Source organism: Acinetobacter sp. JADD-222 (assembly GCF_049310645.1).
Genome location: NZ_JBMOWI010000002.1, coordinates 214459 through 239858, shown reverse-complemented (window position 1 = coordinate 239858; position 25400 = coordinate 214459). Strand labels below are relative to the sequence as shown.

The window sequence follows — 25400 nt, the reverse complement described above, 5'->3', positions numbered from 1 at the left end:
AGCATGCTTTTCTCTTAAGACGTAGTAATACTTAGCGATTTTGCAATTTTGCATAGTCCATAAGTACATTTGCAGCTTCAGTCACAAAAGTTTCTTCTTCTGGTAATGCAGGGCGTTGAGATGCTTTCATTTTAGCGCGAGATTCAGCTAGAGCATCTAATGAAGCCTGATAGCTTTCCCAGTTTGCAAAAGGCTTTTGACCAGTTGCAGCACGGCGTTCATTCTCTGCATCTAAAGTTTGTTTCTCTAGACCAAGTAATTCTGCACGGCGTTTATCAATATCAAGCACCACTTGTTTCTGATCACTCGTAACTTTGGCAATCGCGGTACGTTTATTTAGATATTTAAACTGGGCATCATTAGCAACACGTTGTTCAGAGAATTGAGACAACTTTGCCACATAAGGTTGCACAGAGCCTTCACGTTTAAATGGTGCTGTAGGAATTGTATCCCACTTCAATGCATTCTTCGATTTACGCTCACCAAACTCTTCGTTATAGATATCGACGAGTTTAATGTCTGGCACTACACCTTTATTTTGTGTACTACCGCCAGTAATGCGATAGAACTTACGCTGAGTTAAAGTTGCTTGACCATATGCCAGAGTATCAAGTTGTACCTGAGCTGTACCCTTACCAGTTGTTGTACTACCAATAATAATACCGCGCTCATAATCTTGAATTGCAGCAGAGTAAATTTCACTTGCCGATGCAGATGCCAAGTTCACCAATACCGCGAGTGGGCCTGTATAGATTTGCTGGCCGCCATCGTTATCTTCAAACACGCTTACGTTGCCATTGCCATCACGGATTTGTACTACCGGACCGGACTTAATCACCTGACCCAACATACGTGCAACTTCTTCTAATGAGCCACCTGGGTCATTACGTAAGTCAATAATAATACCTTCTACTTTCTTCGCTTTTAGTGCTTCGAAAGCATTTGCAGTATCTTCAGAAACTGAACGGTATTGTTGACCCGCACGACGTGAACGATAGTCAAAATAGAATGATGGAATTTCAATTACACCCAACACATGCTTTTTACCATCACGTGTCACTTCAACTGTGCGTGAACGAACACCAGCATCTTCTTCTTGAATCACATCACGTACTAGGGTCACATTACGTGCCTGACTCATTGATGCACCAGCACCAAGAAGTTTTAATGTGACTTTTGTTCCGCGTTTACCACGAATGAGTCCAACAATTTCAGAACTTGTCCAGCCAATCACATCAACCATTTTCTCGCCTTCTTGGGCGACACCAATGATTCGATCTCCTGATTTCACTTGGCCAGACTTACTTGCAGGACCACCTTCTACAATGGTTTCAATCTTGGTGTAATCTTCGTTGCCACGTTCTGGACGAATCGACACACCAATACCTTCGAGTTGCAAAGTCGTTTGGCGATTAAGTTCGATCGCATCAATTGGCGGGTAATAGTTACTATGTGGATCATAGGTCGCCAACATTGCATTTAATGTTTTGTCCAAGACGTCATCGCTTTTCACACGACTAATTCTTTCAAGCTGACGCGTATAACGTTTAGTTAACGTTTGAGCTGGCGTTAAATCTTCTGGGCCAGTTAAGTCTTGACCATCAGCAAGTGAAGGATTTTCTTTAAGCGCTTTTTGTTTCGCCTGCTCTTCTTCACGGCTAATGGTTAAGTTGATTAACTGTGAAACCAACATTTTCCGCCAATGATTTTGTTGCTCAGCAGTCGTTTTAAAATACGGTGCTTTTTCACGATCAACTTCAATATAACTATTCGGCTGCTTTAAATTTTGCTGTTGTTTTAACTCAGCTAACATGAACTCATAAAATTGTTTTAAGCGTTCACGATATTGCTGATGAATTGCAAACGGTCCAGTTAAATTCCCCGCTTTTAATGAAGCACCAAAATTTGAACCATATAGTTTTTTATAATTTTGAACTTCAGAATCTAGAAATAATGAGTGATCTGGATCAAGACTATCTAAATACATATCCAGAATACGATTTGATGTGGTCGCATCCAGACGCATATTTAAATAATGTTGACGATCAACTAAAGTTGCCAGTTGGCGAGCCACCAAAGCCTGTTCTTGCGTTGGCTGGATTGATTGAGAAACTGCAGCAGTATTGGTTGCCGCTCTCGCTTCATTCATCGTATGAGAGAAGAATAAACCGCCAGTCGCGATCGCTACTGCACAAGCTATAGTTTGAAGTTTCATAAATTTTTAATACTTCCTTGGGTGTTCCTATCTTACACGCTCTGTTTTCGATATGAACTAAGCAGATTCAAAATCTTAACCAACTAAATTGTTTATACCGTGTAGTTTTATCATATTCTGTACTGACAAAATGTAGCAAAACATTGCAAAATTCGCTTATTGTTTTTCAATCAAAATTCAAATGGAACCAATATGATTGGCGCATTGATGCTGGACATCGCCGGCACAGAACTTACTCAAGAAGATATTGAACTATTACGCGCTCCGCAAGTCGGTGGCATGATTTTATTTGCACGAAATATTGAATCTCCACAACAAGTACGTGCTTTAACCGACCATATGCGTCAAATTCGCCCAGATATTTTGATTGCTGTTGACCAAGAAGGTGGCCGAGTTCAACGCTTAAGATCAGGTTTTACCTTATTACCAGCCATGGGCCGTTTTGGGGATTTATATTTAACTCAACCTCAAAAAGCACTTGAGCTGGCTGAACAGTGCGGTTGGTTAATGGCAACAGAAGTTCTTGCAGTCGGCATCGATTTTAGTTTTGCACCAGTTTTAGATCTTAATGCAATTAGTGACGTGATTGGCGACCGTGGCTTCTCTAAAAATATTGAAGATATTGCCCCACTTGCAGGCGCATTTATGCAAGGCATGAAAAAAGCTGGAATGGCAAATACGGGCAAACATTTCCCAGGCCACGGTTCTGTGAAAGCCGACTCTCATGTTGCTGCTGCAATCGACAGTCGTAGCTATGACGAAATTTACAACCATGATATGCAAAGCTTCATTAAGCTTATGCCTCAGCTAGATGCGCTCATGCCTGCACATGTGATTTATGATCAAGTTGATCCAAATCCAGCAGGTTTTTCACCTTTCTGGATTCAAGAAGTTCTACGCAAGCGTTTGAAGTTTGATGGTGTACTTTTCTCTGATGACTTAAGCATGCAGGCTGCATGTGTAGCAGGTGGCGCAGATGCTCGTATTCAGGCTGCTCTAGCGGCTGGGTGTGACATGGGGCTGGTGTGTAATGACCGAAGTGCAGCCTGTACAGCGCTCGAAGGTATTATAAACTTAGAACTACCAAACCAAGAGCGTTTAGAACGCATGCGCGGAAAAATTCCACAAATTCAGATTGGTGAAACTTTATCGCTTGGAAATGAGTGGCGAGCTGTCAAAACAGCCATTGAAGAGTTTAAAAATTCGATTTAAGTTAGTAAAAATTTTAATTGGCTACAAAAACCTATTCACTATCTGATACGGGGTTAAGTCATACGCAACCTGAGCAATGCAAAAGCGTTAGCGCTTTCGCATTGCGCAAGACAAACGAAGTGCGTAGTATTTTACTCAAGCATAGCTTTCGTTTTACGGTACGGCAAAGATAATCAATCTTTGCTTTTCGTACCTCAGGTTTTGGTTACTTTTCCCGAAAGAAAAGTAACTCCAACTGAAAGTTCATCCCAAAATGCTAACCTAATTCACAGGACTCCGTCATGCAGGTTCATTCAACATCAATGCAGTAAAAATTCTTCATTTTTATAAATAATGAAGATCACACAAAAACAATAAATCGAGTTCAGGACGAATGACACAACAACTTTCAAAACACCGCCATATCTCTTTTACAGCCCACTATACGGGTTATATCTGGTATCAAATGGGAATCTCTCATGAAGCACTTGCCACAACCAAAGGCAAATCATTGGCATATTTAGTTCACCCGATAGAATCATGGGCAGAGAAATATGTGGGCGGTAGCATGCGTACGACGCTCAAACAACGCCACACCATGCTTGATCACCATTTAGAACACCTCATTCAAGAAAATCCTGATTTACAGGTGCTTGAAATAGCATGTGGCTTGTCGCCACGTGGCTGGTGGTTTAGACAACATTACCCTTCTATTACCTATCGGGAGCTTGATTTGCCCGATATGGCACAAACCAAACAAAATGCGTTACAGCAAATTGAAAAAAATGCACCTGAAATCTTATCAGTTGATTTATTTACAGAAGCTTTTGCACAAGCATTTGAAGTATTTGACCCGAACCGCCCACTGGTTGTGATTAGTGAAGGTTTAATTAATTATTTTGATAAAAATTTATTAAAACAACTGATCCAATCGATTGCCCACTATGGTGCTTCTTTTAAAAAGTTTCACTATTTAACAGACCTCTACCCTGAACCTGTTAAAAATAAACTTGCCAGCATTATCTGGAACAGTAGTAAATTACTTAAACTCATGTCTCGCAGCTCATTTAGTTTTCATTTTAAAACCCCACGTGAGGTGAAAAACTTTTTTGAAGATGCAGGATTTAGTCAGGTGAGTATTGAGCAACCACAAATATTCTTTGGGGAAATTTCTAAAGAGAGCGATGAAGAACATTTAGGTGACTTAGTCTGGACTATTCATGCTCAATTGAAATAAAAAATGGAAGTCTCATAATTTTTGAGACTTCCACTTATGAAAAAATTAAACTTTATACGGCTAGCTTTTGGCGAGCGATAAAACGACTTAAACGGTCAGCAAGCTCAAAACTGCCATGTTTAAATAAAGCACGTATTCCTTGTTCAGTAGCTTCAAAGATTAAACACTCAATCGAGAAAGGACCTTCTTCATCTTCTAAATGCAGTGCCAAATCACGTGGATGATCATTCACAAAATCAAGCTGCGAAACATCATCCATTTTTAAATACATCCCAAAGAAAGTCACATCAACAATCGTCACTGGCACTTCTGTTTTACATTCACGGTGGCTCAGTTGAGTGTTCGGTTGCAAAACTGGAACCCGCTCTTCACCACGACGTTCCATCTTTTGCATCTGGTCACGCGTCATTGGAATAATCCCATCCAGATTGTGGATAGATTCACCCTTCAAGAATGAAGTGAACAAACTCATGGTTTCTTTACGACGCTGGAGCTGTGGCACATGATCAGCATTTGCAATAAGGGCAAATTCCATATCAGGACATTGTAAAGCAAAGTTCGCATTTTCATGAGGCAAAGTAAAACTGTCGTATTGCCCTGCTGCAACCAACGTTTTGCACTCTGGAATAGGTACATCTGTTAACCGCAAAAGGCGGTTACAGTTAATTTCATAACGTTCCCGCTCAGTCCCCGTAAACTCGGCCATTTGTCTAAAAAATAACTTTTTAGCGGTTGGTGACATACGAGTTTTATCTAATTTTGCATGATTAACTAAATATAAAATTACAGCTTGCCCAAACTCTTCCATGCGGTTTTCTTGCATGAGTTTGAGAGACTCTTCCAAAATCATTCGCCAACTTTTACGAGTCTTTTGCATAACTCCCATCAAGATCATACGATCCATCAGGTCAGGATGGTGATGAGCAAAACAAGACGCAATCACGGAACCTAAAGACATTCCCATTACAGAAACTTTTTGTATTCCAACGATATCTAACCAACGTCCTAACATTTCAGATAAATCAGGAAGTTCTAAAGTACCAGCAGATACTCCTGTGTCGCGATTGGTAATTTGCTGATTTGCACCCATCGAAGGTAAGTCAATTAAAATAACCGGACCACTTTCGAACAATTGTTCAACACAATATTTATAAGAATTAAAATTCTGGAAAGCACCACCAACAATCACAATCGGCGTTTTGTGAATCGTTTTAGGATCGGCAATTGCCATATATTCAATTTTCCAACCGTCAATCCATGTTGTACGAGCAGGTTGTTTAAAATGATCTCTATGGTAGATATCGAAAAAGCCAAAACCGGCATAAGCTTGGTTGATCTCCGAATCCATTTGAATAATGGAATTCATATCCTTGCTTCCTCCTTGCTGTAATTTTTTTATGCTGCAAGAGTTCCTTCTTGAACACGTAATCTTTTATGCACAAAACTTTAAAATTTGTATTAGTTTGTATTGCACAATAACATTCTAAACAATTGTCTGAAATATACGCAATCGCTGAAATGACCGCTCATCTTGTTTAAGTCGCTAATAGTTTGCAAAATATTTAAATGTTTTTTTATGGCGGTCACATTTTTCAAAAAAAGCCATTCATTGTTCCGCATTTGACTGCTACTATCTTACTCATTGGTAAATGATTAAAAAATGCTATGCAAGATTCAATTGAACAATATATGCAAAAAGTTGGGCAACAAGCACGCGAGGCCTCACGCGTCTTAACAAGTGCTTCTACCTCACTAAAAAATCATGCACTCTCTGCTATTTATACTGCTTTGGAAAATAATCAAGCAGCAATCTTGGCGGCGAATCAAATCGACATGGATAAAGGTCGTAGCAACCAGCTCGACAGTGCCTTACTTGATCGTCTTGAGCTTACGCCCGCACGCTTTAAAGGGATGTTGCAAGGTTTAAAAGATGTGATCGCGCTTGTCGATCCAATTGGGGAAATTACTGATCTTGCATATCGCCCCACAGGCATTCAAATTGGAAAAATGCGTGTACCTTTAGGTGTGGTTGGTATGATTTACGAATCACGTCCAAACGTAACACTTGAAGCTGCATCTTTAGCGATTAAATCAGGCAATGCTATTATTTTACGTGGTGGTTCAGAAGCACTCGAGTCAAATAAAGCAATCGCAGAAGCAATTAAGCATGGTTTAAAAGTTGCTGGTTTACCTGAGCATTCGGTACAAGTCATTGAAACTTCTGACCGTGCAGCTGTTGGTCATCTCATCACCATGGCTGAATATGTAGATGTAATCGTTCCACGTGGCGGTAAAAGCTTAATTGAGCGCGTAACCAACGAAGCGCGTATTCCTGTCATTAAACATCTTGATGGTAACTGCCATGTATTTGTTGAAGCACAGGCCGACTTGCAAAAAGCTTTACCAATTACATTAAATGCAAAAACACATCGTTACGGTGTTTGTAATGCGATGGAAACACTGCTTGTTGATGAAAAAATTGCAGACGTTTTCTTACCACGCATTGCCGAACTGTATGCTGAAAAACAAGTTGAATTACGTGGCTGCCCAGAAACACGCCGTATTTTGGGTGCCTCTGTAAAACCTGCAACAGAAGAAGATTGGTACACCGAATATTTAGGGCCAATTCTTGCAGTTAAAGTGGTGAGCGGGATTGATGAAGCAATTGACCATATCAACAAATATGGTTCACATCATACCGATGCAATTGTGACTGAAAACTATACTTTGGCTCGTCAGTTCTTGGCTCGTGTAGATTCAAGTTCAGTCGTAATCAATGCTTCAACTCGTTTTGCGGATGGTTTCGAATATGGTTTAGGCGCTGAAATTGGTATCTCCACCGATAAAATCCATGCCCGCGGCCCAGTTGGTTTAGAAGGCTTAACTTCACAAAAATGGATTGTGTTAGGTGACGGACAAATTCGCCAATAATTAATCTATTGGTTCAAACAAAAACGCCTGATCAATATCAGGCGTTTTTTATTATTCAAGTTATTAACTAGAAAATAAAGTCAGTATTCACGAATTTAGAATAGTGCTCAGACACCATAGAGGCCAACATGCCTTTGCTATCATCTGTCTGTTTAGCAGCAATCATAGAACGGATAGAGAACGCTCGCAGAGCATCATGCACAGACAATGTACCTTCCGCAGAATCTTTACGACCACCGAACGGGAATACATCAGGGCCACGCTGACATTGACAATTGATGTTTACACGACAGACCTGATGGACCAACGGATCAACTAAATGACCAATTTGCTCAGGGTCACTACCAAAAATACTCACCTGCTGCCCATGATCAGAAGTAGTGACATATTCCAGCACAGTTTCAATATCATCATAAACAGAGACTGGAATCACTGGACCGAACTGTTCTTCGCGATACAGCCTCATACCTTCAGTCACTGGATAAACTACGGCTGGATAGAACATGGTTTTGCAGAACTCACCACCTTCCGGATTAACCACTTTTGCCCCTTTAGCCACAGCATCTTCAATGACTTCAGTCATGTAGGTCGTACGGTGCATACCTGGTAATGGGGTAATAAATACACCTTTTTCCCACGGCATACCCACTTTAAGTTTGGCCAGTTCAGCCGTTAAGCGGTTAACAAATTCATCGGCTATCGAGCGATGTACCATTAGCATTTTGAGCGCAGTACAACGCTGACCATTAAACGACAATGCACCCAGCAGACACTCTTTCACTGTCAAATCCAAGTCAGCATCTGGCAGAATAATAGCTGCGTTCTTTGCATCTAATCCTAGAATCGCACGCAGACGATGAGATTTTGGATGTTGTTTTTTCAAGTGGTCGGCCACTTTACTAGAGCCAATCAGTGCCAGCACATTAATTTGCCCAGATGCCAATAGATGGGGTACCACTAGAGAACCTGGTGCATAAATAGTATTGATCACGCCTTTTGGAAATGAATAACGGAACGCTTCTAGTAACGGTTCAAACAACAAAGTCCCAAATTGAGGTGGTTTAAAAATAATGGTATTACCCATCAGCATGGCTGGGATCAGAGTCGCAAAGGTTTCGTTCAGTGGGTAATTGTATGGCCCCATACACAACACGACACCTAGTGGAGTTCGACGGATTTGACCAATCGTACCTTCGGCAATTACAAAGCGAGAGTTAGCATTATCCAAATCTTTTAGGGCATCAATCGTTTGACGCATGTAGGTAATTGTACGGTCAAATTCTTTCTCTGAATCCGCCAAGCTTTTGCCAATTTCCCACATGATCAGCTTAATAATCAGATCTCGCTGCTCCACCATACGCTGAATAAAATTTTGCATACAGGCAATGCGCTCACCAACCTTCATCATTGGCCATTCGCCACGACCATTATTGTAAGCCCGTACCGCTGCTTCTAGTGCTTCATCGCTTTCTTTTTCACCCATGACCGGATAACTACCAAGTTCAACTTGCTCTAGGCTACCGTCAGGCTGCTGAATCCAGATTGGAGATAATGTTTTCTTGGTTGCACCAGCCCATAACTTCAACTCACCATCCACGAGTGAAACACGCTGATGAATTTGAGATGGCAGACGCACACTTTCAGGAATACCGTCCACTACTGGGAATTTATACTGTAAATTATTTAACTGATTCATTCTTCTTAATACCTTATTATTCGTATGTCTTTTATATATTCCCGAACTCGCCACTGTAATCAGGTTTTATTCGGGTCAATATCACTATTATTATCCGTACTCACCTTGCTTGAACCGTAAACCACAAGGTGAATATCTTAAAGCGTTGATAATCTTTCTAGATGAATTTACCCCCGACACACACTATCCGTCACCCCTAGCTTCTGGATGACTTGTTCAATAATCTGTTCTGGTGTGAGAGCAATATCAATAGCAATTGCTTCATTCACATCAGGTTCTTCTAATGTATCTAGCTGGGTTTGTAGCAACGCTGGGTCAAAAAAATGACCTGATCTTTCTGCAAGTCGTTGCTGTAATAACTCATAAGAACCTTTTAAGTAGACAAACTTAACATTCTGGTCCTGCCCTCTTAAAATATCGCGATACATGCGTTTTAAAGATGAGCATGTAAATACAGCCGTTTCACCATCTCTCTGTTTGGTTTCAATGGCCTGACGAATTGCTTGTAACCATGGCAAGCGGTCTTCATCAGTTAAGGGAATACCTTGACTCATCTTACTTTTATTTGCAGCTGAATGAAGCGTATCGCCATCAAGGAACTCACAAGCCAAACGCTCTGATAACAATTCACCAATTAGGGTTTTACCTGTTCCACAGACACCCATTGCAATCACAATCATGGATTACTCACCTTTAATTATAAAATAGTGCTAAGCAGTAGCGTGAAAGATAAACCCAACACTGAAATGATCGTTTCCAATACCGACCAAGTTTTGAGTGTCTGCCCTACTGTCATACCGAAATATTCTTTGATTAACCAGAATCCTGCGTCATTTACATGTGAGAAAACTAATGAACCCGAACCTGTGGCAAGTACTAAAAGTTCCGGCCTAACTGCAACACCTGCTGTTGCTGCAATGGGAGCCACAATGCTACACGCCGTAGCCATGGCAACCGTAGCCGATCCTGTTGCTAAACGAATCAGTGCTGCAACAAACCAGCCCAACAATAACGGCGATAAATTTGCCTTTAAAGCTGTAGAAACAATCTCATTAGAAATACCGGTGTCACGCAAAATGCCGCCAAAACCACCACCAGCACCTACAATCAACATAATCCCAGCAATAGAAGCTAAACACCCGCCACAGAATTTTTCAATTTGTTCACGGTTAAAGCCCTGCATCGTACCGAAAGTAATAAAACTGACCAGCACGGCAATGAGTAATGCGATATCAGAAGTACCAATAAAACGTAGCAAATCGTTTGCGAAAGTTTGTGGTGCAAAGAACAGATCAGCCCAGCTTCCAACCAACATTAATACTACAGGCAGCATAATTGTGAATAAGGTAATCCCAAAACTTGGTAGCTCACGAGTTCTATTCGTATCTGCTTCAATAAACTGCTTCGCTAACGGGTTATTCTCAGGCAATTTGACGTATTTGTTGATCCACAGTGCATACAGTGGTCCAGCAACAATTGCCGTTGGCACACCCACTATCAGACTATAAGCAATCGTTTTACCAATATCAGCATGGTAAGCCTGTACTGCCAACAGTGCTGCTGGATGTGGTGGAATTAAGCCATGCACAACTGACAAACCTGCAACCATTGGCAAACCCACAACCAGTAAGGATTTACCTGTTCTTTTTGCGATATTGAATGCAATTGGAATGAGTAGAACGAAACCTACTTCGAAAAATACGGGAAGACCAACAATAAGGGCAATAAACATCATGGCCCAGTGAATATTTTTCTCACCAAACCACTTAATTAAAGTAATTGCTATTCGCTCTGCGCCACCAGACTCGGCCATCATTTTACCGAGCATCGTTCCTAGTGCGATTACAATCGCGAGGTGACCTAAGGTTTTACCAGTACCAGCTTCATAAGACTTAACAATATCACCCATTGGCATGCCAACAGCCAAGGCTAAACCGAGTGAAACAATAATGAGAACTAAAAATGGATAAATTCTAAACTTCGCGATCATGACCACTAAAGCAATAATCGCGATTACAGTGTAGATCAGTAACATGCCACCCTGAACCGTCTCCATGGGACACTTCTCCTTGGAATAATTATTTAGGCACACTGCCTAAACAAAGGTCTTCAACCACAGTAATTCCTACTGTTAAGACATTAAATTTTTATATTTAGGTGTGACCAGCACAAACTGGTCACATCAATACAGCCTTTAAAGCACATAAAATGCACTTCATTTTTTATAAATATCGACTACATCTACGGTGCTCTCAACTGACTCGCAATTTGTGCCAAGCGAGTAATTTCAGCCCAGTCTTGGGCAGCTACAGTAGCTTTAGGTGTTAACCATGAACCACCTACACAAACCACGTTAGGTTGCTTTAAGAAATCCGGTGCTGACTCTGCAGTAATTCCACCTGTAGGGCAAAAACGTAGGTTTGGAAATGGACCATAAAATGCTTTTAGCATCTCAACGCCACCTGCCTGTTGAGCTGGGAAGAACTTCACAATGTCATAACCCAATTCAATCGCTTGAATCAGGTCACTTGGTGTCATCACACCCGGCAATAGAGGTAAGCCAGCATCTTGCGCAGCCAAATGCAAATCTTTAGTTAAACCAGGAGATACCCCAAATTGAGCGCCTGCTTTTTTGGCTTGAGCACAGTGTTCTGGCTTGGTAATCGTACCTACACCTACCACAATGTCATCAGCTAATTGGCTAGCACGCTCAATAGCAGCAAGACCCGCAGCGGTACGCAATGTAATCTCAAGGACTTTTACGCCACCTGCATGTAAAGCACGTGATACATCTTCACCTTGCTCAGCAGAATCAAATGCCAATACAGGGATGACTGGGCCTAATTCGACGATATCTTCAATTTTAATCATTATTTTTCAGTTCCTTTGATTCAAATCTGCTCTGGTGAATTTTCACCAACCAATGCACCAAATACAGATGCTCCATGTTCAGCTGGCGCAGCAGCAGCACGGAAAACACCAAATAATTCACGGCCAAAGCCAACCTCGTTTTCTGCCTGATGTTCTGGCTGAGCAACAGGACGCGACTGCCAAGTCTGTTCATCTATTTCAACATCGAGTACGCCAGCCTCAGCATCAATAACCAACATATCGCCTGTTTGAACTTTAGCAATCGGCCCATTTAGTAAGGCCTCTGGAGATAAATGAATCACCGCAGGAACTTTGCCTGAAGCGCCAGACATACGCCCATCAGTGACTAAAGCAACGTGGAAACCTTGATCTTGTAAAACACCCAACACAGGCGTTAAACGATGCAATTCAGGCATACCGTTAGCACGCGCACCTTGGAAACGAACAACTGCAATAAAGTCTCGGTGTAATTCACCACGATCAAATGCAGCTTGCACTGCTTCTTGAGAATCAAACACAATTGCTGGAGCTTTAACTTTACGATGTTCTGGCGCAACAGCAGAAATCTTGATTACACCACGGCCAAGGCGACCTTGCATTAAGCGCAAGCCACCATCTGGTTGAAACGGCGCATCAATGCTACGTAAAACTTTGTCATCAAGACTTTGAACCACACCGTCAACCCAAGTGAGCTTACCGTCAATCAGTTTTGGTTCTTTGGTGTAATGCTGTAAACCTTTACCAGCCACAGTCGTTACGTCGTTATGCAACAAGCCAGCTTCAAGTAAGTTACGGATGAGGAAAGCAACCCCACCCGCAGCTTGGAAATGGTTTACATCAGCCTTACCATTTGGATAGATTTTTGCGAGTAATGGAACAACAGCCGATAACTCATCGAAGTCATCCCAGTCAATCAAGATTCCAGCGGCACGAGCAATCGCAATCAAATGCAAAGTATGGTTGGTTGAACCACCGGTAGCGAGTAATGCCACAATACCGTTTATAATTGCTTTTTCATCGACAACATGACCAATCGGCGTGTAGTTTCCACGCTCAACTGTTAAATCAAGTACACGAATCGCCGCTTCTGCGGTGAGTGCATCACGTAATGGTGTATGAGGATGAACAAATGCGGCACTTGGCAAATGTAAGCCCATTACTTCCATCAGCATCTGATTACTGTTGGCTGTACCATAAAAAGTACAAGTCCCTTGTCCATGATAAGCAGCTGACTCAGCTTCTAACAAAGCATCTCGTCCAACCTGACCCGTTGCAAATTGCTGACGAATTTTGGCTTTCTCATCGTTAGATAGACCACTGGTCATTGGGCCAGCTGGCACAAAAATAGTAGGTAAATAGCCAAACTGCAAAGCACCAATGAGCAAGCCTGGCACGATCTTGTCACAAACACCAAGACATAAAGCTGCGTCAAACATGTTATGAGACAATGCAATCGCTGTACTCATCGCAATGGTTTCACGAGAGAACAATGACAGTTCCATGCCAGCATTACCTTGGGTAATACCGTCACACATCGCAGGAACACCACCTGCAAACTGTGCCACGCCGCCATTCTCACGAGCGGCTGTTTTAATTAAATCTGGAAATGTTTTATACGGTGCGTGAGCCGACAGCATTTCGTTATATGAAGATACGATGCCAATATTTGGTTCACGGCCTACTTTAATAATTAATTTTTCATTATCGTCCATACTGGCAAAACCATGAGCCAGATTGGCACATGAAAGTGCTCCACGAGCAGGAAATTTGCCTTGTGCATGTTCAATACGTTGTAAATATGCAGAACGAGTTTTTTGACTACGTGCGATTACACGCTCGGTCACTTTTGCCAATACTGGATTCGGCAAGTCCATGCTGGACGCTCCTGTACAACCGGATAAGCCGGAACATAAAAATAGACCAAATGATATATTTCATCATCATTTGATAAGGGGAAGGAACAATATTATTAAGGCAAAAAGCGACATGCAAGCCCTAGTAAATTTTACGGTGATACCGGAGCATGGGTATTAAATACAAATTATGTTTAAGTTTTAAACAAGAAGCTGGTTTTATTTTTGACTATATTTACTGGTATATTAGCTTCTAATAACTACGAGAAAATTCTCATAATATCAAAGCAATAAAATATTCTTATAAATGTATTTATACCGGCTTTTTTATACTAAGTTTTATATTAAAAATGTTTATGATTTATATATTTTAACCTATATATAAACGATTAAAATTTAATTTCATTTACGTATATTATTTGTAATACTCCCCTATAGTTTGATTAAAATAACAGCACTTCTTTTTTCTTAAAAAATTTATACCAAATATTTGAAAAATACATTAAATAGAAATTTACCTTTCATAAATATATACAAAAAACTCGTTTCTATGCGTATAAAAAAACAAGGAATACAGTGGTTAAGCTTTATACTGGACAAATATTAGTTACAAATAATTTGATGGTCGATAGTGCTTAAGTCTAATGGGCTAAAGTCTATCTTGGACAGAAAAACAACACATGTTAAAACATGACAACCCGTTCAATCTGTATCGAAAAATAATACATCTTGAACAGGAAGTTAGGAAAACTATTTTAAATCAGGACTTGGGTATTTCAACGTGGCTACATCAGTATTAGTTATCAATTGCGGCTCTTCATCTATTAAATACGCACTGGTTTCAGAGCGTCGTGAAGATCGTATTTACGGTTTAGCAGAAAACTTGGGGGCAGCTGATGCTCGTATTAAGGGAATTACAGTAGGTGGTGAACCACTTGAACTTTCAATCCCTTATGCTGATCATGCCAAAGCTTTAGAAACTTTACTTGCACGTCTTGCCAACTACAAACCGCAAGCAATCGGACATCGTGTTGTACACGGGGGTAGTTTAACCAAAGCAGAATTACTCACTCCTGAAATTATTGAACGTATTCGTGCTGCGACACCTTTAGCCCCACTTCATAACCCAGCACATTTAATTGGTATTGACGCAACCGTACGTCTATTTCCTGAATTACCTCAAGTTGCCGTATTCGACACTGCATTCCATCAAACCATGCCACCGCATGCATACCGTTATGCAATTCCTAAGTTTTTATATACTGATCACAACGTTCGTCGTTATGGCTTCCATGGTACAAGCCATGCTTATGTGTCTGACAAAGCGAGTGAGCTAGCAGGTAACCTTAAAAAAGGTGGATGGTTAACAGCGCATCTAGGAAACGGCAGTTCAACTTGCGCAGTGTGGAATGGACAAAGTGTTGATACCTCTATGGGTCTTACTCCACTTGAAGGTGTAGTGATGGGAACGCGTAGTGGTGACGTTGATCCAAGCTTACATAGCTTCCTTGCGAAAAATCTCGGTTGGGACTTGGCTAAAATTGATAAAGTTTTAAATAACGAAAGTGGCTTACTAGGCTTATCACAACTCTCTAACGACATGCGTACAGTCATTGAAGCTGCTGAAAATGGCAACGAAGATGCTAGTCTTGCAATTGAAGTGTTTAGCTATCGCCTAGCAAAATCACTTGCTGCATTAAGCTGTGGTTTGCCAACTTTAGACGGCTTAATCTTCACGGGCGGTATTGGCGAGAACTCAGCTTATATTCGTGAAAAAACCTTAGCGTATTTACCTCATTTTGGTTTGCAGCTTGATAAAGATCAAAACAACAACCTAAAACGTGGCACTGAAGGCCGAATCGACAACGGAACAGGACCTCAAATTTGGGTCATTCCTACAGATGAAGAAGGCCGTATTGCCAAAGAAACTCGTCAAGTTGTTGAAGCGGCAGAAAATACAGCATCTGTAGCAAGCCTTGCTTAATTAGAGCTTAGCGAAAACTCGATATTCGTTTATTTATAGGTTTATATGAATACAATTTTATTGATTCCTACAGGTGAAGGGGTTGGCTTAACCTCTGCCTGCTTAGGTATGATTTACGCACTTGATTGCAACGGAATTAAAGCAGGCTTTTTAAAACCATTTTCTCAAGAAGACCAAGAGCATCTTGACCGAACCACTTCATTATTTGGTCATTTATTTCAAAGTAAAACTGTTCAATCTATTTCGCATGAAAAATTAACTCAGCTTATTGCCGCTGGGGAAGTAGATGAATTACTTGAAGAAGCGGTTAGCCTTCATCGTAGTGTTGCAGCAGACCATGATGTCATTATTGTGGAAGGCTTATTACCAAACGGACAAGACCATTTTGCCAGTGAGCTCAATGCAAGTCTTGCACAAGCACTTGATGCAGAAGTCGTGTTGGTCAGTACAGCAGATATTCAAAACCCGAAAAAAGCAGCAGAAAAAGTAGATGCTCATTTACGCCAGTTTGGTGGAGCAGCGTCAAATCGTACTGCTGGCGTACTGTTTATGCGTACCCGTGGATTAACTGAAGAAACAGCACAAATTCCTGTTGCGTTTGATCCATCATTACGACCAACTGAAGAAATCGCGAAATTTACGACCGAACTGCAAAAATATAATCGTTATTTTGGTTCTAGCGATTTACCGATTATTGGTTTAGTCCCATTTAGTAACACGTTAAGCGTACCTAGAACACTCGATATTGCAAATATCATTGATGGACAATGGGTACATCAAGGTGAAGCTAAAGCACGTCGTATTTTGCATTCGAGTTTAATTGCTTCAAGCATTGAATATGAACTGAATAAGTTTATTGCAGGCGAGTTGATTATTAGCGCATCTGAGCGTACCGACGTTTTACTTGCAAGTAGTTTGGCAACCAGCAATGGTATTCCTCTTGCAGGTTTGGTACTTACCGAAAGAGAAGCACCAGCACCAGAGCTTTTAGAGTTTTGCCAAAGTGCAATTAAACAAGGTTTGCCAATTTTACATACCCGTTTAAATACACTTGAAACCGCACAGCGCCTATCTAATTTTGGTAATGAAATTCCAACTGACGATACTGAACGTGCTGAGCAAGTGACTCGATTTGTTTCAAGTCATATTGATGTTGAATGGCTTAAGCAGCATAGCAACAATGCTGCTACCCCTCGCCTTTCGCCATCAGCTTTCCGTCATGAACTGGTGCAAAAATCAATTGCAGCGAAAAAGCGGATTGTGCTACCTGAAGGTGATGAACCGCGCACCATTCAAGCTGCAGCAATTTGTCAGGCACGTGGCATTGCCGATTGTATTTTGCTGGCTAAACCAGATGCTGTGCACGATGTTGCAAAAGCACGCGGTATTGAATTACCGGCCGAATTGGCAATTGTTGACCCTGATAGTATTCGTGACCAATACGTTGCACCAATGGTTGAGCTACGTAAAGGTAAACTCAACGAGCTTCAAGCGAAAGAACAACTTCAAGATACTGTTGTGCTTGGCACCATGATGTTAGCCTTAGATCAAGTCGATGGCTTAGTTTCAGGTGCGGTACACACCACAGCAAATACGGTCCGCCCAGCATTCCAGCTCATCAAGACAGCCCCTGAATATTCACTGGTTTCATCAATATTCTTTATGCTTTTACCAGATGAAGTTTATGTATATGGCGACTGTGCGATTAATCCAGACCCGACAGCAGAACAACTTGCTGAAATTGCAATTCAGTCTGCTGACTCTGCAAAAGCTTTTGGAATTGATCCGCGTATTGCCATGATCAGCTACTCAACTGGTACTTCTGGAACAGGTGCTGATGTTGAAAAAGTACAGCAAGCAACTCAAATTGCTCAGCAACGTCGCCCTGATTTACTCATTGATGGCCCACTTCAATACGACGCAGCTTCAGTTGAAAGTGTGGGACGACAAAAAGCACCAGACTCACGCGTTGCTGGCCGTGCGAATGTATTTATCTTCCCAGATTTAAATACGGGTAATACCACTTACAAAGCAGTACAGCGTGCTGCAAATGTTGTGAGCGTTGGACCAATGCTGCAAGGTCTAAACAAACCAGTCAATGACTTGTCTCGTGGAGCATTGGTAGATGACATCGTCTTTACCATTGCATTAACAGCAATTCAGGCAGAACAGCAAGCCGCTGCCAAATAATTAATATAATTCACCTTTACTACCTCTCGCCATTTGATATCCGCTCAAATGGCTTTTTTTTATTTTAGTCATTCAAAAATAAATAATTTTCCGATTTCTCTCTTTTAAATCACATCAATATCTTCTTATGCGACTTTCGGTCAAAAGATCAACCAATCTCCCACAACACTGTCTTTTTGTCATATAATTTAGCCCGCTAGCTAACAGCCCGCTCAAGAGATTTTCTGGTATGACAACGATTATCAAACAAGATGACTTGATTACATCGATCAAGGACGCCCTACAGTTTATTTCGTACTATCACCCGCAAGACTTTATCCAAGCGATGAGCCGTGCTTATGATCGCGAAGAAAACAAAGCCGCAAAGGATGCAATTGCACAGATTCTAATTAACTCTCGCATGTGTGCGGAAGGTCATCGTCCAATTTGCCAAGATACTGGTATTGTTAACGTTTTCCTTGAAGTGGGCTTAGATGTTAAATTTGATTTAACGATGAGCTTAGACGATGCAGTAAATGAAGGGGTTCGCCAAGGTTACCTTGAAAACAGCAACGTTCTTCGTGCTTCTGTACTTGCTGACCCTGCATTTGGTCGTAAAAATACAAAAGATAATACCCCTGCTGTAATTCACTACAAACTCGTTCCGGGTAACAAAGTAGATATTACTGTTGCTGCTAAAGGTGGCGGTTCAGAAAACAAATCTAAACTTGCGATGCTTAACCCATCTGACTCAATTGTTGACTGGGTACTTAAAACTGTTCCAACTATGGGTGCAGGCTGGTGTCCTCCTGGCATGCTCGGTATCGGTATTGGTGGTACTGCTGAAAAAGCCATGATGCTTGCTAAAGAAGCACTCATGGAAGAAATCAACATGGACGAATTACTTCGCCGTGGGCCAGAGAACAAAATCGAAGAACTTCGTATCGAAATCTTTGAAAAAGTAAACGCACTTGGTATTGGCGCACAAGGACTTGGCGGTTTAACGACTGTTCTTGATATTAAAATTAAAGATTACCCATGTCATGCTGCTGGTAAACCAGTAGGTATGATTCCTAACTGTGCTGCTACTCGTCATGCTCACTTCCAGCTTGATGGTACAGGTGTAGCTCATATCCAAGCACCAAAACTTGAAGACTACCCTTCTGTAACTTGGGATTCTTCACAGTCTAAACGTGTAAACCTTGATACCATTACTCAAGAAGAAATGGATTCTTGGAAACCAGGTGACACATTACTTCTTAGCGGAACAATGTACACAGGTCGTGATGCTGCGCACAAACGTATGGTTGAAATGATCGACAATGGTGAAGAATTACCAGTTGATCTTAAAGGTAAGTTTATTTACTACGTTGGCCCTGTTGATCCAGTGGGTGATGAAGTCGTTGGTCCTGCTGGTCCTACAACTGCAACACGTATGGATAAATTCACACGTAAAGTATTAGAGCATACTGGTCTATTCGGTATGATCGGTAAAGCTGACCGTGGTCCTACAGCAATTGAAGCAATCAAAGACAACAAAGCAACTTACTTAATGGCAGTTGGTGGTGCGGCTTACCTCGTATCTAAAGCTGTTCGTGAAGCTGAAGTTGTTGCGTTTGCAGACTTAGGTATGGAAGCAATCTACAAATTCGTAGTTGAAGATATGCCAGTTTCTGTTGCAGTTGATGTAAACGGTACTTCAATTCACGCAGTAGCTCCAAAAATCTGGCAAGCGAAAATTGGAAAAATTCCAGTAGTCGATGCAGCAGCTGGCTAATCAAGAAAAGCACCGAATTCGGTGCTTTTTTATGCATTCTTTTTTTATTTTAAAATCTGAAAAGAATTGTAACAATTACTTCGTCAATCTGTGCTATTAATGAAAGCACCCTCTCGCCAAATATTGAATATAGGTCATTTCATGACTATTCGCCCTATTCTTAAAAATCTCTCAATCAGCCTCTGCCTAAGCTGTATTACCACAAGCTTATTTGCCTCTCCTGCCAAATTAAGTTCAGTTAAAGAACTCATGCAAATGAGCCAAATTGATTACCTGCTTAAAGAATCAATTAATGAATTAACACCTTACTATGATCAACAGGCAGAACAGATCGTTAGTAATATCACGGGTATCAAAACTTTAGGTCCAAAAGAAAAAGAGGCCGCGAAGAAGTTAGGTTTACTCCTAAAAGATTCGAGCAATCAGCTCATTAGCAATCCAAAAACCGCCCAAGCCTTACAGGATATTTATCTTAAGACTTATACTGAAGAGGAAATTCAGGCTAATCTGAAATTTTTAAAAACCCCAGAAGGCCAATCAATTACGCGCAAAAATGTACAGATTATGGGGCAAATTTCAGAATATATGATGGAGTTGGGACAGCAAACATTTAATGACCCTAAAGCACGAGATCATATGCAAGAAGAGATGCTTAAAATTCTTGCACCGTTGATGAAAGATAAAGAAAAGTCTTAACTTTTCTTTATCTTTTTTAGGCTATTACCAAGTTAAAGGATTCCATAATTTAAATGGTTTAATCAGATGTACATCTGATTTTTCATCATATTTAGCTGGCTTTAATTCTTGTGGTTTATGGCGGATCTTTCCTGAAGCATCTTCAGCAACAAAATTATAGCTAGAAGATTTAAGCTCGGTAAATGCTATCTCTCTACGTCCAATATTGTCTTGCATTAACATAAATGGACCAGTATGTTCACTTCGGTCCATTTTATTTTCTTCATCATATTTCAAATAATAAGACGTTCCCGCCTCAACAGTGATATCAATATATTTTGGTTCTTGAAAATGGATACCAAGTAAAGGGCGGCTCGCAGAAAGACGATACGTTCCTGCTGGTAGCTCAATCCAGTAATAATGATTATGTAATAGACTCGGAATGCGCTTACCATTCACAAAGAGATTAATCGCTGCAATTTCCTGACGATTCCATTTTGTGTCTGGTCGATATAGATAAACTACAGCTGCCTGTTCATTTTGTGCTTTGATTGGCGCAAAAGTCTGACCCAATTTTTGGTTGACCCACCCTCCCACAGTAAAACCGCCTAAATGATATTGATCTAATAAACCAGGTTCTTTTTCAACATCAACTTTAGGTAGAGTCGCGGTCAATTCACTCGGATTTTTTTCTAAATGAGATGAACTTTGACAGCCCACAAATAGTCCTGCACAGCACAAAGATACGATTAAATAACGCATGGCATCCCTCAAAGCGTTTTGTTTTTGATTTATTTTTTACACCGCAAAACTATGCGTATTTTGTATTTTTAAGATTAACACTACCCATATAAATTGAAAACAAAAAAAGCATGAATCACTAACGCGATTCATGCTTTTTAGATGAATGAAATCTATGCAGACTTCGAATCAATAACCTTTAAATCTGCCTTAGCAACACTTTCATGCGTTGCAGCTTCTTTAGGTTGGCGTTCAGCCTGATAAACAGGTTCTGCTTCACCATTAATGACTGCTTCATTAATAATGACTGTTCCAACATCTGTACGACTTGGTAAATCATACATAGTTTCAAGCAGTACGTTTTCCATAATAGAACGTAGACCACGCGCCCCCGTATTACGTTCAAGCGCTTTTTTAGCAACAGCACGTAATGCAGAATCTTCAAAGATCAGATCAACATTTTCCATAGTGAAAAGATATTGATACTGGCGTGTTAATGCATTTTTTGGCTCAGTCAAAATTTGCATTAAAGCTTCTTCGTCTAGCTCTTCAAGTGTAGCAATCACTGGTAAACGACCAATGAATTCTGGAATCAAACCAAATTTCACTAAGTCAGTTGGCTCAACCTGACGGAACAATTCAGCAAGCTTTTTGGTTTCATCTTTGTTTTTAACGTCAGCTGTAAAACCAATACCGCCTTTCTCTTGACGCTGTTGTACAATTTTTTCCAAACCAGAAAATGCACCACCACAAATAAATAAGATATTTGAGGTATCAATTTGGATAAACTCTTGCTGTGGATGCTTACGGCCACCTTGCGGAGGAATCGAAGCAACTGTACCTTCAATCATTTTTAATAATGCTTGTTGTACACCTTCACCAGACACATCACGTGTAATTGATGGATTTTCAGATTTACGAGTAATCTTATCAATCTCGTCGATATAGATAATGCCCTTCTGAGCCTTCTCTACATCGTAGTCTGCTTTTTGCAAAAGCTTTTGTACAATATTTTCAACATCTTCACCCACATAACCCGCTTCGGTTAATGTTGTTGCATCTGCCATCGCAAATGGAACATCTAAAAGGCGAGCTAATGTTTGCGCAAGTAAAGTTTTACCTGAACCAGTTGGTCCAATCAGTAGAATGTTACTTTTAGCAATTTCTACTTCTTTAGACACATGGCCATTATGACCAACTTTCAAGCGTTTATAATGGTTATAAACCGCAACAGATAATGTCTTTTTGGCAAGATCTTGACCAATAACGTATTGATCAAGCGCAGCACGTATTTCATGTGGTTTTGGCAATGCCTTACTCGCCCAGTCCCCTGCTTCAACCTGTTGGCTGGTTTGTACAAGGTCTAAGCAGACATCCACACACTCATTACAAATATATGCGTCCTCACCTGCAATCAGTTTCCCGACTTCAGACTGCGTTTTACCGCAAAATGAACAATGTTTTTGTCCTTGAGGATGTTCGGACATATTCACTCCACAAATAGAATCTTAAATATTAGGGCAAGATGCACTGCATAAATAACTAAATGGAGATCTTTTTCAACATCTCAAGTTATTTATATAAGAAGGTCCTTATGGACGCTTACTTAACACCTGATCAACCAGACCATATTCTTTAGCAGCTTGGGCTGTCATAAAGTTATCACGGTCAGTATCACGAGCAACGGTTTCATAGTCTTGACCACTGTGCTCTGCCATTAAGCGGTTCAAGCGCTCTTTAATAAAGAGAATTTCACGCGCATGGATTTCAATATCCGATGCTTGACCACGGAAACCACCTAATGGTTGATGAATCATGACACGGGCATTTTCTAAACAATAGCGTTTGCCTTTAGCGCCCGCATTTAACAAGAATGCCCCCATTGAAGCAGCTTGACCCATACAATATGTCACGACATCAGGCTTAATAAACTGCATCGTGTCATAAATGGCCATGCCCGCTGTCACAGATCCACCTGGAGAGTTGATATAAAGGTGGATATCTTTATCAGGATTTTCAGCTTCTAAAAACAACATTTGGGCAACAATCAGATTTGCCATGTTATCTTCAACTTCACCTGTCAAAAAAATGACGCGCTCACGTAAAAGTCGTGAATAAATATCAAAAGAACGTTCGCCGCGAGAAGATTGTTCAACCACAACAGGAACTAAAGCATTTTCAATTGTTGGAACATACATACGTTATTTATTCCTAAATTTTTTGTGACTTAACCTATGGCAACAATATGCGGGATAATTTCTCAAATTGCAAAAGGTTCGCACTGAAATATTATATTATTTATACCTAAGTACTTAATGCCGCACTCTAATTGACCACATAAAGAAAAACAAAAAAGGCGCCTCAGGCGCCTTTTTCTGACTTCTTAAAAGATTAGCCCATACGGCGAGCTTGTTGTTCTTTCAATAAGTCATCATAAGATACAGCTTTGTCAGTCACTTTAGCACCAGCTAAGATGTGATCAACAACTTGATCTTCTAATACAACTGCTTCGATTTGAGCACGTTGTTGAGCATCATTTTTGAAGTATTCAATCACTTCAGTTGGATCTTCGTAAGAAGAAGCCATGTCGTCAATGTAAGCATCAACGCGAGCTTGGTCAACTTCAAGTTTAGCATCAGCTAAAACTTTGCTTACCAATACGCCAAGCTTAACAGAACGCTCTGCTTGTTCTTTGAACAATTCGTCAGGAAGCATGCTCTTGTCAAAAGATTGCGCGCCTGCACCACCAAATTGTTGAGTGAACTGTTGAACCATTTGTTGACGTTGACGGTCAATTTCTTGAGCAACCATTGCAGTTGGAACTTCAACTTCGTTCGCAGCAACAAGAGCATCAAAAGCAGCTTGTTTAACTTGGTTACGTAAACCATTGCGAACTTCACGTTCCATATTCTTACGAACGTCAGCTTTTAACTTTTCAACGCCTTCTTCTTCAGTTACACCGAAGATTTTTAAGAATTCAGCATCAATTTCTGGAAGTTTAGATTTTTCAACTTGCTTCACAGTGATTTTGAACTGAGCTGCTTTACCAGCCAAGTTTTCAGCTTGGTAATCTTCAGGGAAAGTAACATCAATTACTTTCTCTTCACCAGCTTTCATGCCAATGATGCCATCTTCGAAGCCAGGGATCATACGACCTGAACCTAACACAAGTTTAAAGTCTTCAGCAGAACCGCCTTCAAACTTCTCACCATCGATAGTGCCTTCAAAGTCAAAAGTCACTTGCATGTCTTTTTTCGCCATACCCTTGGTTACAGCCCAAGTTTGACGTTGTTTTTGCAAGTTTTCGATCATAGCGTCAACGTCAGCGTCTTTGATTTCAGCTGATTTACGTTCAACTTCTAAGCCGTCAAATGCTTTTACTTCAACTTCTGGATAAACTTCTACAGTTGCTTCAAAAACTAAAGCGTCTTCTTTATGTTCAACTTTCTCAATGTTCGGCATACCTACCGCATTGATTTTTTCTTGTTGAATTGCTTCAAAAACGCTATCACGAATGATGTCATTTACAACTTCTTGATAAATGCTTGCACCGTATTCGCGACGAACAACGTTTTCAGGTACTTTACCTGGACGGAAGCCGTTGATCTTCACAGTTTTGGCAGTGCGCTTCAAACGAGCTTCAAATTGCTCGTTAATACGGCTCGTCGGTACAGACACATTTAAACGACGGGCAACGCCCGAAACCGCTTCAGTCGTTACTTGCATGGCTTCCTCGATAAAAATTAGTTAGTAGGAACAGTTTTTAAAAAAGTGCTGTATTATATGACAACTTTCAAGATATACAAAATTAACCGATCACTTCATGTAAGTGAAGAACATTATTCTAGTAAATTTCACAGTAATTTTATGATTTTTTAAATATTTTTCATAAGCACTTAAGTAAAACTAATTTTTTAGTTATTCTTTATAAATCTAAATTTACAATCATTTTTCATAAATTTATCGCTTTTTAAAACAATTAAACACAATCAAATAATTAGCTATTTTTTAATACTAAAACCCATCCAACCTTTCACATTTCCTTCACAATTCTATCGAC

The 25400-nt window shown here is 40.5% G+C and carries 19 protein-coding genes; 8 read left to right on the top strand and 11 right to left on the bottom strand.

Annotation, left to right across the window (positions count from 1 at the left end; genetic code table 11):
* Positions 1 to 31: 31 nt before the first annotated feature.
* Positions 32 to 2215, bottom strand: a complete 2184-nt coding sequence (locus ACO6UW_RS03100) for a carboxy terminal-processing peptidase (RefSeq protein WP_153567604.1) — start codon at positions 2213 to 2215, stop codon at positions 32 to 34.
* 192 nt (positions 2216 to 2407) lie between these two features.
* Between ACO6UW_RS03100 and nagZ the strand changes: the two genes are divergently transcribed.
* On the top strand, positions 2408 to 3427 hold the full coding sequence (nagZ, locus tag ACO6UW_RS03095; RefSeq protein WP_068550959.1) for a beta-N-acetylhexosaminidase: 1020 nt from the start codon (positions 2408 to 2410) through the stop codon (positions 3425 to 3427).
* 373 nt (positions 3428 to 3800) lie between these two features.
* Entirely contained in the window at positions 3801 to 4643 is an 843-nt protein-coding gene (locus tag ACO6UW_RS03090; RefSeq protein ID WP_057077312.1) for a class I SAM-dependent methyltransferase, read from the top strand.
* A gap of 52 nt (positions 4644 to 4695) precedes the next feature.
* On the opposite strand, the gene ACO6UW_RS03085 is transcribed toward ACO6UW_RS03090, so the two are convergent.
* The gene (locus tag ACO6UW_RS03085; RefSeq protein ID WP_057077311.1) at positions 4696 to 6009 is read right to left on the bottom strand and encodes an alpha/beta fold hydrolase; all 1314 of its coding nucleotides are present in this window, start codon (positions 6007 to 6009) and stop codon (positions 4696 to 4698) included.
* A gap of 299 nt (positions 6010 to 6308) precedes the next feature.
* On the opposite strand from ACO6UW_RS03085, the gene ACO6UW_RS03080 reads away from it, so the two are divergent.
* Complete coding sequence (locus ACO6UW_RS03080) at positions 6309 to 7574, top strand: glutamate-5-semialdehyde dehydrogenase (RefSeq protein WP_044101247.1); 1266 nt, start codon at positions 6309 to 6311, stop codon at positions 7572 to 7574.
* A gap of 67 nt (positions 7575 to 7641) precedes the next feature.
* On the opposite strand, the gene ACO6UW_RS03075 is transcribed toward ACO6UW_RS03080, so the two are convergent.
* The 5 genes from ACO6UW_RS03075 to edd form a co-directional block, all read right to left on the bottom strand.
* Positions 7642 to 9270, bottom strand: a complete 1629-nt coding sequence (locus ACO6UW_RS03075; protein ID WP_057077310.1) for an NADP-dependent glyceraldehyde-3-phosphate dehydrogenase — start codon at positions 9268 to 9270, stop codon at positions 7642 to 7644.
* Between the two features lie 167 nt (positions 9271 to 9437).
* The gene (locus ACO6UW_RS03070) at positions 9438 to 9950 is read right to left on the bottom strand and encodes a gluconokinase (RefSeq protein WP_014208329.1); all 513 of its coding nucleotides are present in this window, start codon (positions 9948 to 9950) and stop codon (positions 9438 to 9440) included.
* A gap of 17 nt (positions 9951 to 9967) precedes the next feature.
* Positions 9968 to 11326 carry a gluconate:H+ symporter gene (locus ACO6UW_RS03065; RefSeq protein WP_002115035.1) on the bottom strand — a complete coding sequence of 453 codons (1359 nt, stop codon included), beginning with the start codon at positions 11324 to 11326 and terminating at the stop codon, positions 9968 to 9970.
* Positions 11327 to 11511: 185 nt separating this feature from the next.
* The gene (gene eda, locus ACO6UW_RS03060; RefSeq protein ID WP_126645017.1) at positions 11512 to 12141 is read right to left on the bottom strand and encodes a bifunctional 4-hydroxy-2-oxoglutarate aldolase/2-dehydro-3-deoxy-phosphogluconate aldolase; all 630 of its coding nucleotides are present in this window, start codon (positions 12139 to 12141) and stop codon (positions 11512 to 11514) included.
* A 20-nt stretch (positions 12142 to 12161) separates the two neighbouring features.
* Positions 12162 to 14015 (bottom strand): phosphogluconate dehydratase, encoded by a 1854-nt coding sequence (gene edd / locus ACO6UW_RS03055; RefSeq protein ID WP_017398805.1) that lies wholly within the window; start codon positions 14013 to 14015, stop codon positions 12162 to 12164.
* 659 nt (positions 14016 to 14674) lie between these two features.
* Here edd and ACO6UW_RS03050 point away from each other — a divergent pair.
* The 5 genes from ACO6UW_RS03050 to ACO6UW_RS03030 all read left to right on the top strand — a co-directional run bounded on the left by ACO6UW_RS03050 (position 14675) and on the right by ACO6UW_RS03030 (position 20620).
* Positions 14675 to 14794, top strand: a complete 120-nt coding sequence (locus tag ACO6UW_RS03050) for a hypothetical protein (protein ID WP_014208326.1) — start codon at positions 14675 to 14677, stop codon at positions 14792 to 14794.
* Entirely contained in the window at positions 14776 to 15978 is a 1203-nt protein-coding gene (locus ACO6UW_RS03045; RefSeq protein WP_005066132.1) for an acetate/propionate family kinase, read from the top strand. Before ACO6UW_RS03050 ends, ACO6UW_RS03045 begins: the two co-directional genes overlap by 19 nt.
* Before the next feature lie 45 nt (positions 15979 to 16023).
* On the top strand, positions 16024 to 18168 hold the full coding sequence (pta, locus tag ACO6UW_RS03040; RefSeq protein ID WP_057076888.1) for a phosphate acetyltransferase: 2145 nt from the start codon (positions 16024 to 16026) through the stop codon (positions 18166 to 18168).
* A 229-nt stretch (positions 18169 to 18397) separates the two neighbouring features.
* A complete protein-coding gene (locus ACO6UW_RS03035; protein ID WP_002115045.1) occupies positions 18398 to 19924 on the top strand; it encodes a fumarate hydratase in 1527 nt (508 codons plus the stop codon).
* 141 nt (positions 19925 to 20065) lie between these two features.
* On the top strand, positions 20066 to 20620 hold the full coding sequence (locus ACO6UW_RS03030) for a DUF2059 domain-containing protein (protein ID WP_004794750.1): 555 nt from the start codon (positions 20066 to 20068) through the stop codon (positions 20618 to 20620).
* Positions 20621 to 20644: 24 nt separating this feature from the next.
* Here ACO6UW_RS03030 and ACO6UW_RS03025 read toward each other — a convergent pair whose 3' ends face one another.
* From ACO6UW_RS03025 to tig, 4 genes are all read right to left on the bottom strand, one after another.
* Positions 20645 to 21361, bottom strand: a complete 717-nt coding sequence (locus ACO6UW_RS03025; protein ID WP_057076889.1) for a DUF2846 domain-containing protein — start codon at positions 21359 to 21361, stop codon at positions 20645 to 20647.
* A gap of 152 nt (positions 21362 to 21513) precedes the next feature.
* On the bottom strand, positions 21514 to 22827 hold the full coding sequence (gene clpX / locus ACO6UW_RS03020) for an ATP-dependent Clp protease ATP-binding subunit ClpX (RefSeq protein ID WP_002114726.1): 1314 nt from the start codon (positions 22825 to 22827) through the stop codon (positions 21514 to 21516).
* Between the two features lie 105 nt (positions 22828 to 22932).
* Positions 22933 to 23538: an ATP-dependent Clp endopeptidase proteolytic subunit ClpP gene (gene clpP, locus ACO6UW_RS03015; protein WP_002114870.1), complete on the bottom strand. Its 606-nt coding sequence runs from the start codon at positions 23536 to 23538 to the stop codon at positions 22933 to 22935.
* 193 nt (positions 23539 to 23731) lie between these two features.
* Entirely contained in the window at positions 23732 to 25066 is a 1335-nt protein-coding gene (tig, locus tag ACO6UW_RS03010; protein WP_002114878.1) for a trigger factor, read from the bottom strand.
* Positions 25067 to 25400: the final 334 nt, after the last annotated feature.

Bases quoted from the DNA above. Each gene is read 5' to 3' on its own strand.
- clpP (WP_002114870.1), bottom strand. From the start codon at position 23,538: ATGTATGTTCCAACAATTGAAAATGCTTTAGTTCCTGTTGTGGTTGAA.
- ACO6UW_RS03075 (WP_057077310.1), bottom strand. From the start codon at position 9,270: ATGAATCAGTTAAATAATTTACAGTATAAATTCCCAGTAGTGGACGGT.
- ACO6UW_RS03035 (WP_002115045.1), top strand. From the start codon at position 18,398: ATGACAACGATTATCAAACAAGATGACTTGATTACATCGATCAAGGAC.
- ACO6UW_RS03050 (WP_014208326.1), top strand. From the start codon at position 14,675: ATGTTAAAACATGACAACCCGTTCAATCTGTATCGAAAAATAATACAT.
- ACO6UW_RS03030 (WP_004794750.1), top strand. From the start codon at position 20,066: ATGACTATTCGCCCTATTCTTAAAAATCTCTCAATCAGCCTCTGCCTA.
- ACO6UW_RS03100 (WP_153567604.1), bottom strand. From the start codon at position 2,215: ATGAAACTTCAAACTATAGCTTGTGCAGTAGCGATCGCGACTGGCGGT.
- clpX (WP_002114726.1), bottom strand. From the start codon at position 22,827: ATGTCCGAACATCCTCAAGGACAAAAACATTGTTCATTTTGCGGTAAA.
- nagZ (WP_068550959.1), top strand. From the start codon at position 2,408: ATGATTGGCGCATTGATGCTGGACATCGCCGGCACAGAACTTACTCAA.
- tig (WP_002114878.1), bottom strand. From the start codon at position 25,066: ATGCAAGTAACGACTGAAGCGGTTTCGGGCGTTGCCCGTCGTTTAAAT.
- eda (WP_126645017.1), bottom strand. From the start codon at position 12,141: ATGATTAAAATTGAAGATATCGTCGAATTAGGCCCAGTCATCCCTGTA.
- ACO6UW_RS03065 (WP_002115035.1), bottom strand. From the start codon at position 11,326: ATGGAGACGGTTCAGGGTGGCATGTTACTGATCTACACTGTAATCGCG.
- pta (WP_057076888.1), top strand. From the start codon at position 16,024: ATGAATACAATTTTATTGATTCCTACAGGTGAAGGGGTTGGCTTAACC.
- ACO6UW_RS03080 (WP_044101247.1), top strand. From the start codon at position 6,309: ATGCAAGATTCAATTGAACAATATATGCAAAAAGTTGGGCAACAAGCA.
- ACO6UW_RS03085 (WP_057077311.1), bottom strand. From the start codon at position 6,009: ATGAATTCCATTATTCAAATGGATTCGGAGATCAACCAAGCTTATGCC.
- ACO6UW_RS03090 (WP_057077312.1), top strand. From the start codon at position 3,801: ATGACACAACAACTTTCAAAACACCGCCATATCTCTTTTACAGCCCAC.
- ACO6UW_RS03025 (WP_057076889.1), bottom strand. From the start codon at position 21,361: ATGCGTTATTTAATCGTATCTTTGTGCTGTGCAGGACTATTTGTGGGC.
- ACO6UW_RS03070 (WP_014208329.1), bottom strand. From the start codon at position 9,950: ATGATTGTGATTGCAATGGGTGTCTGTGGAACAGGTAAAACCCTAATT.
- edd (WP_017398805.1), bottom strand. From the start codon at position 14,015: ATGGACTTGCCGAATCCAGTATTGGCAAAAGTGACCGAGCGTGTAATC.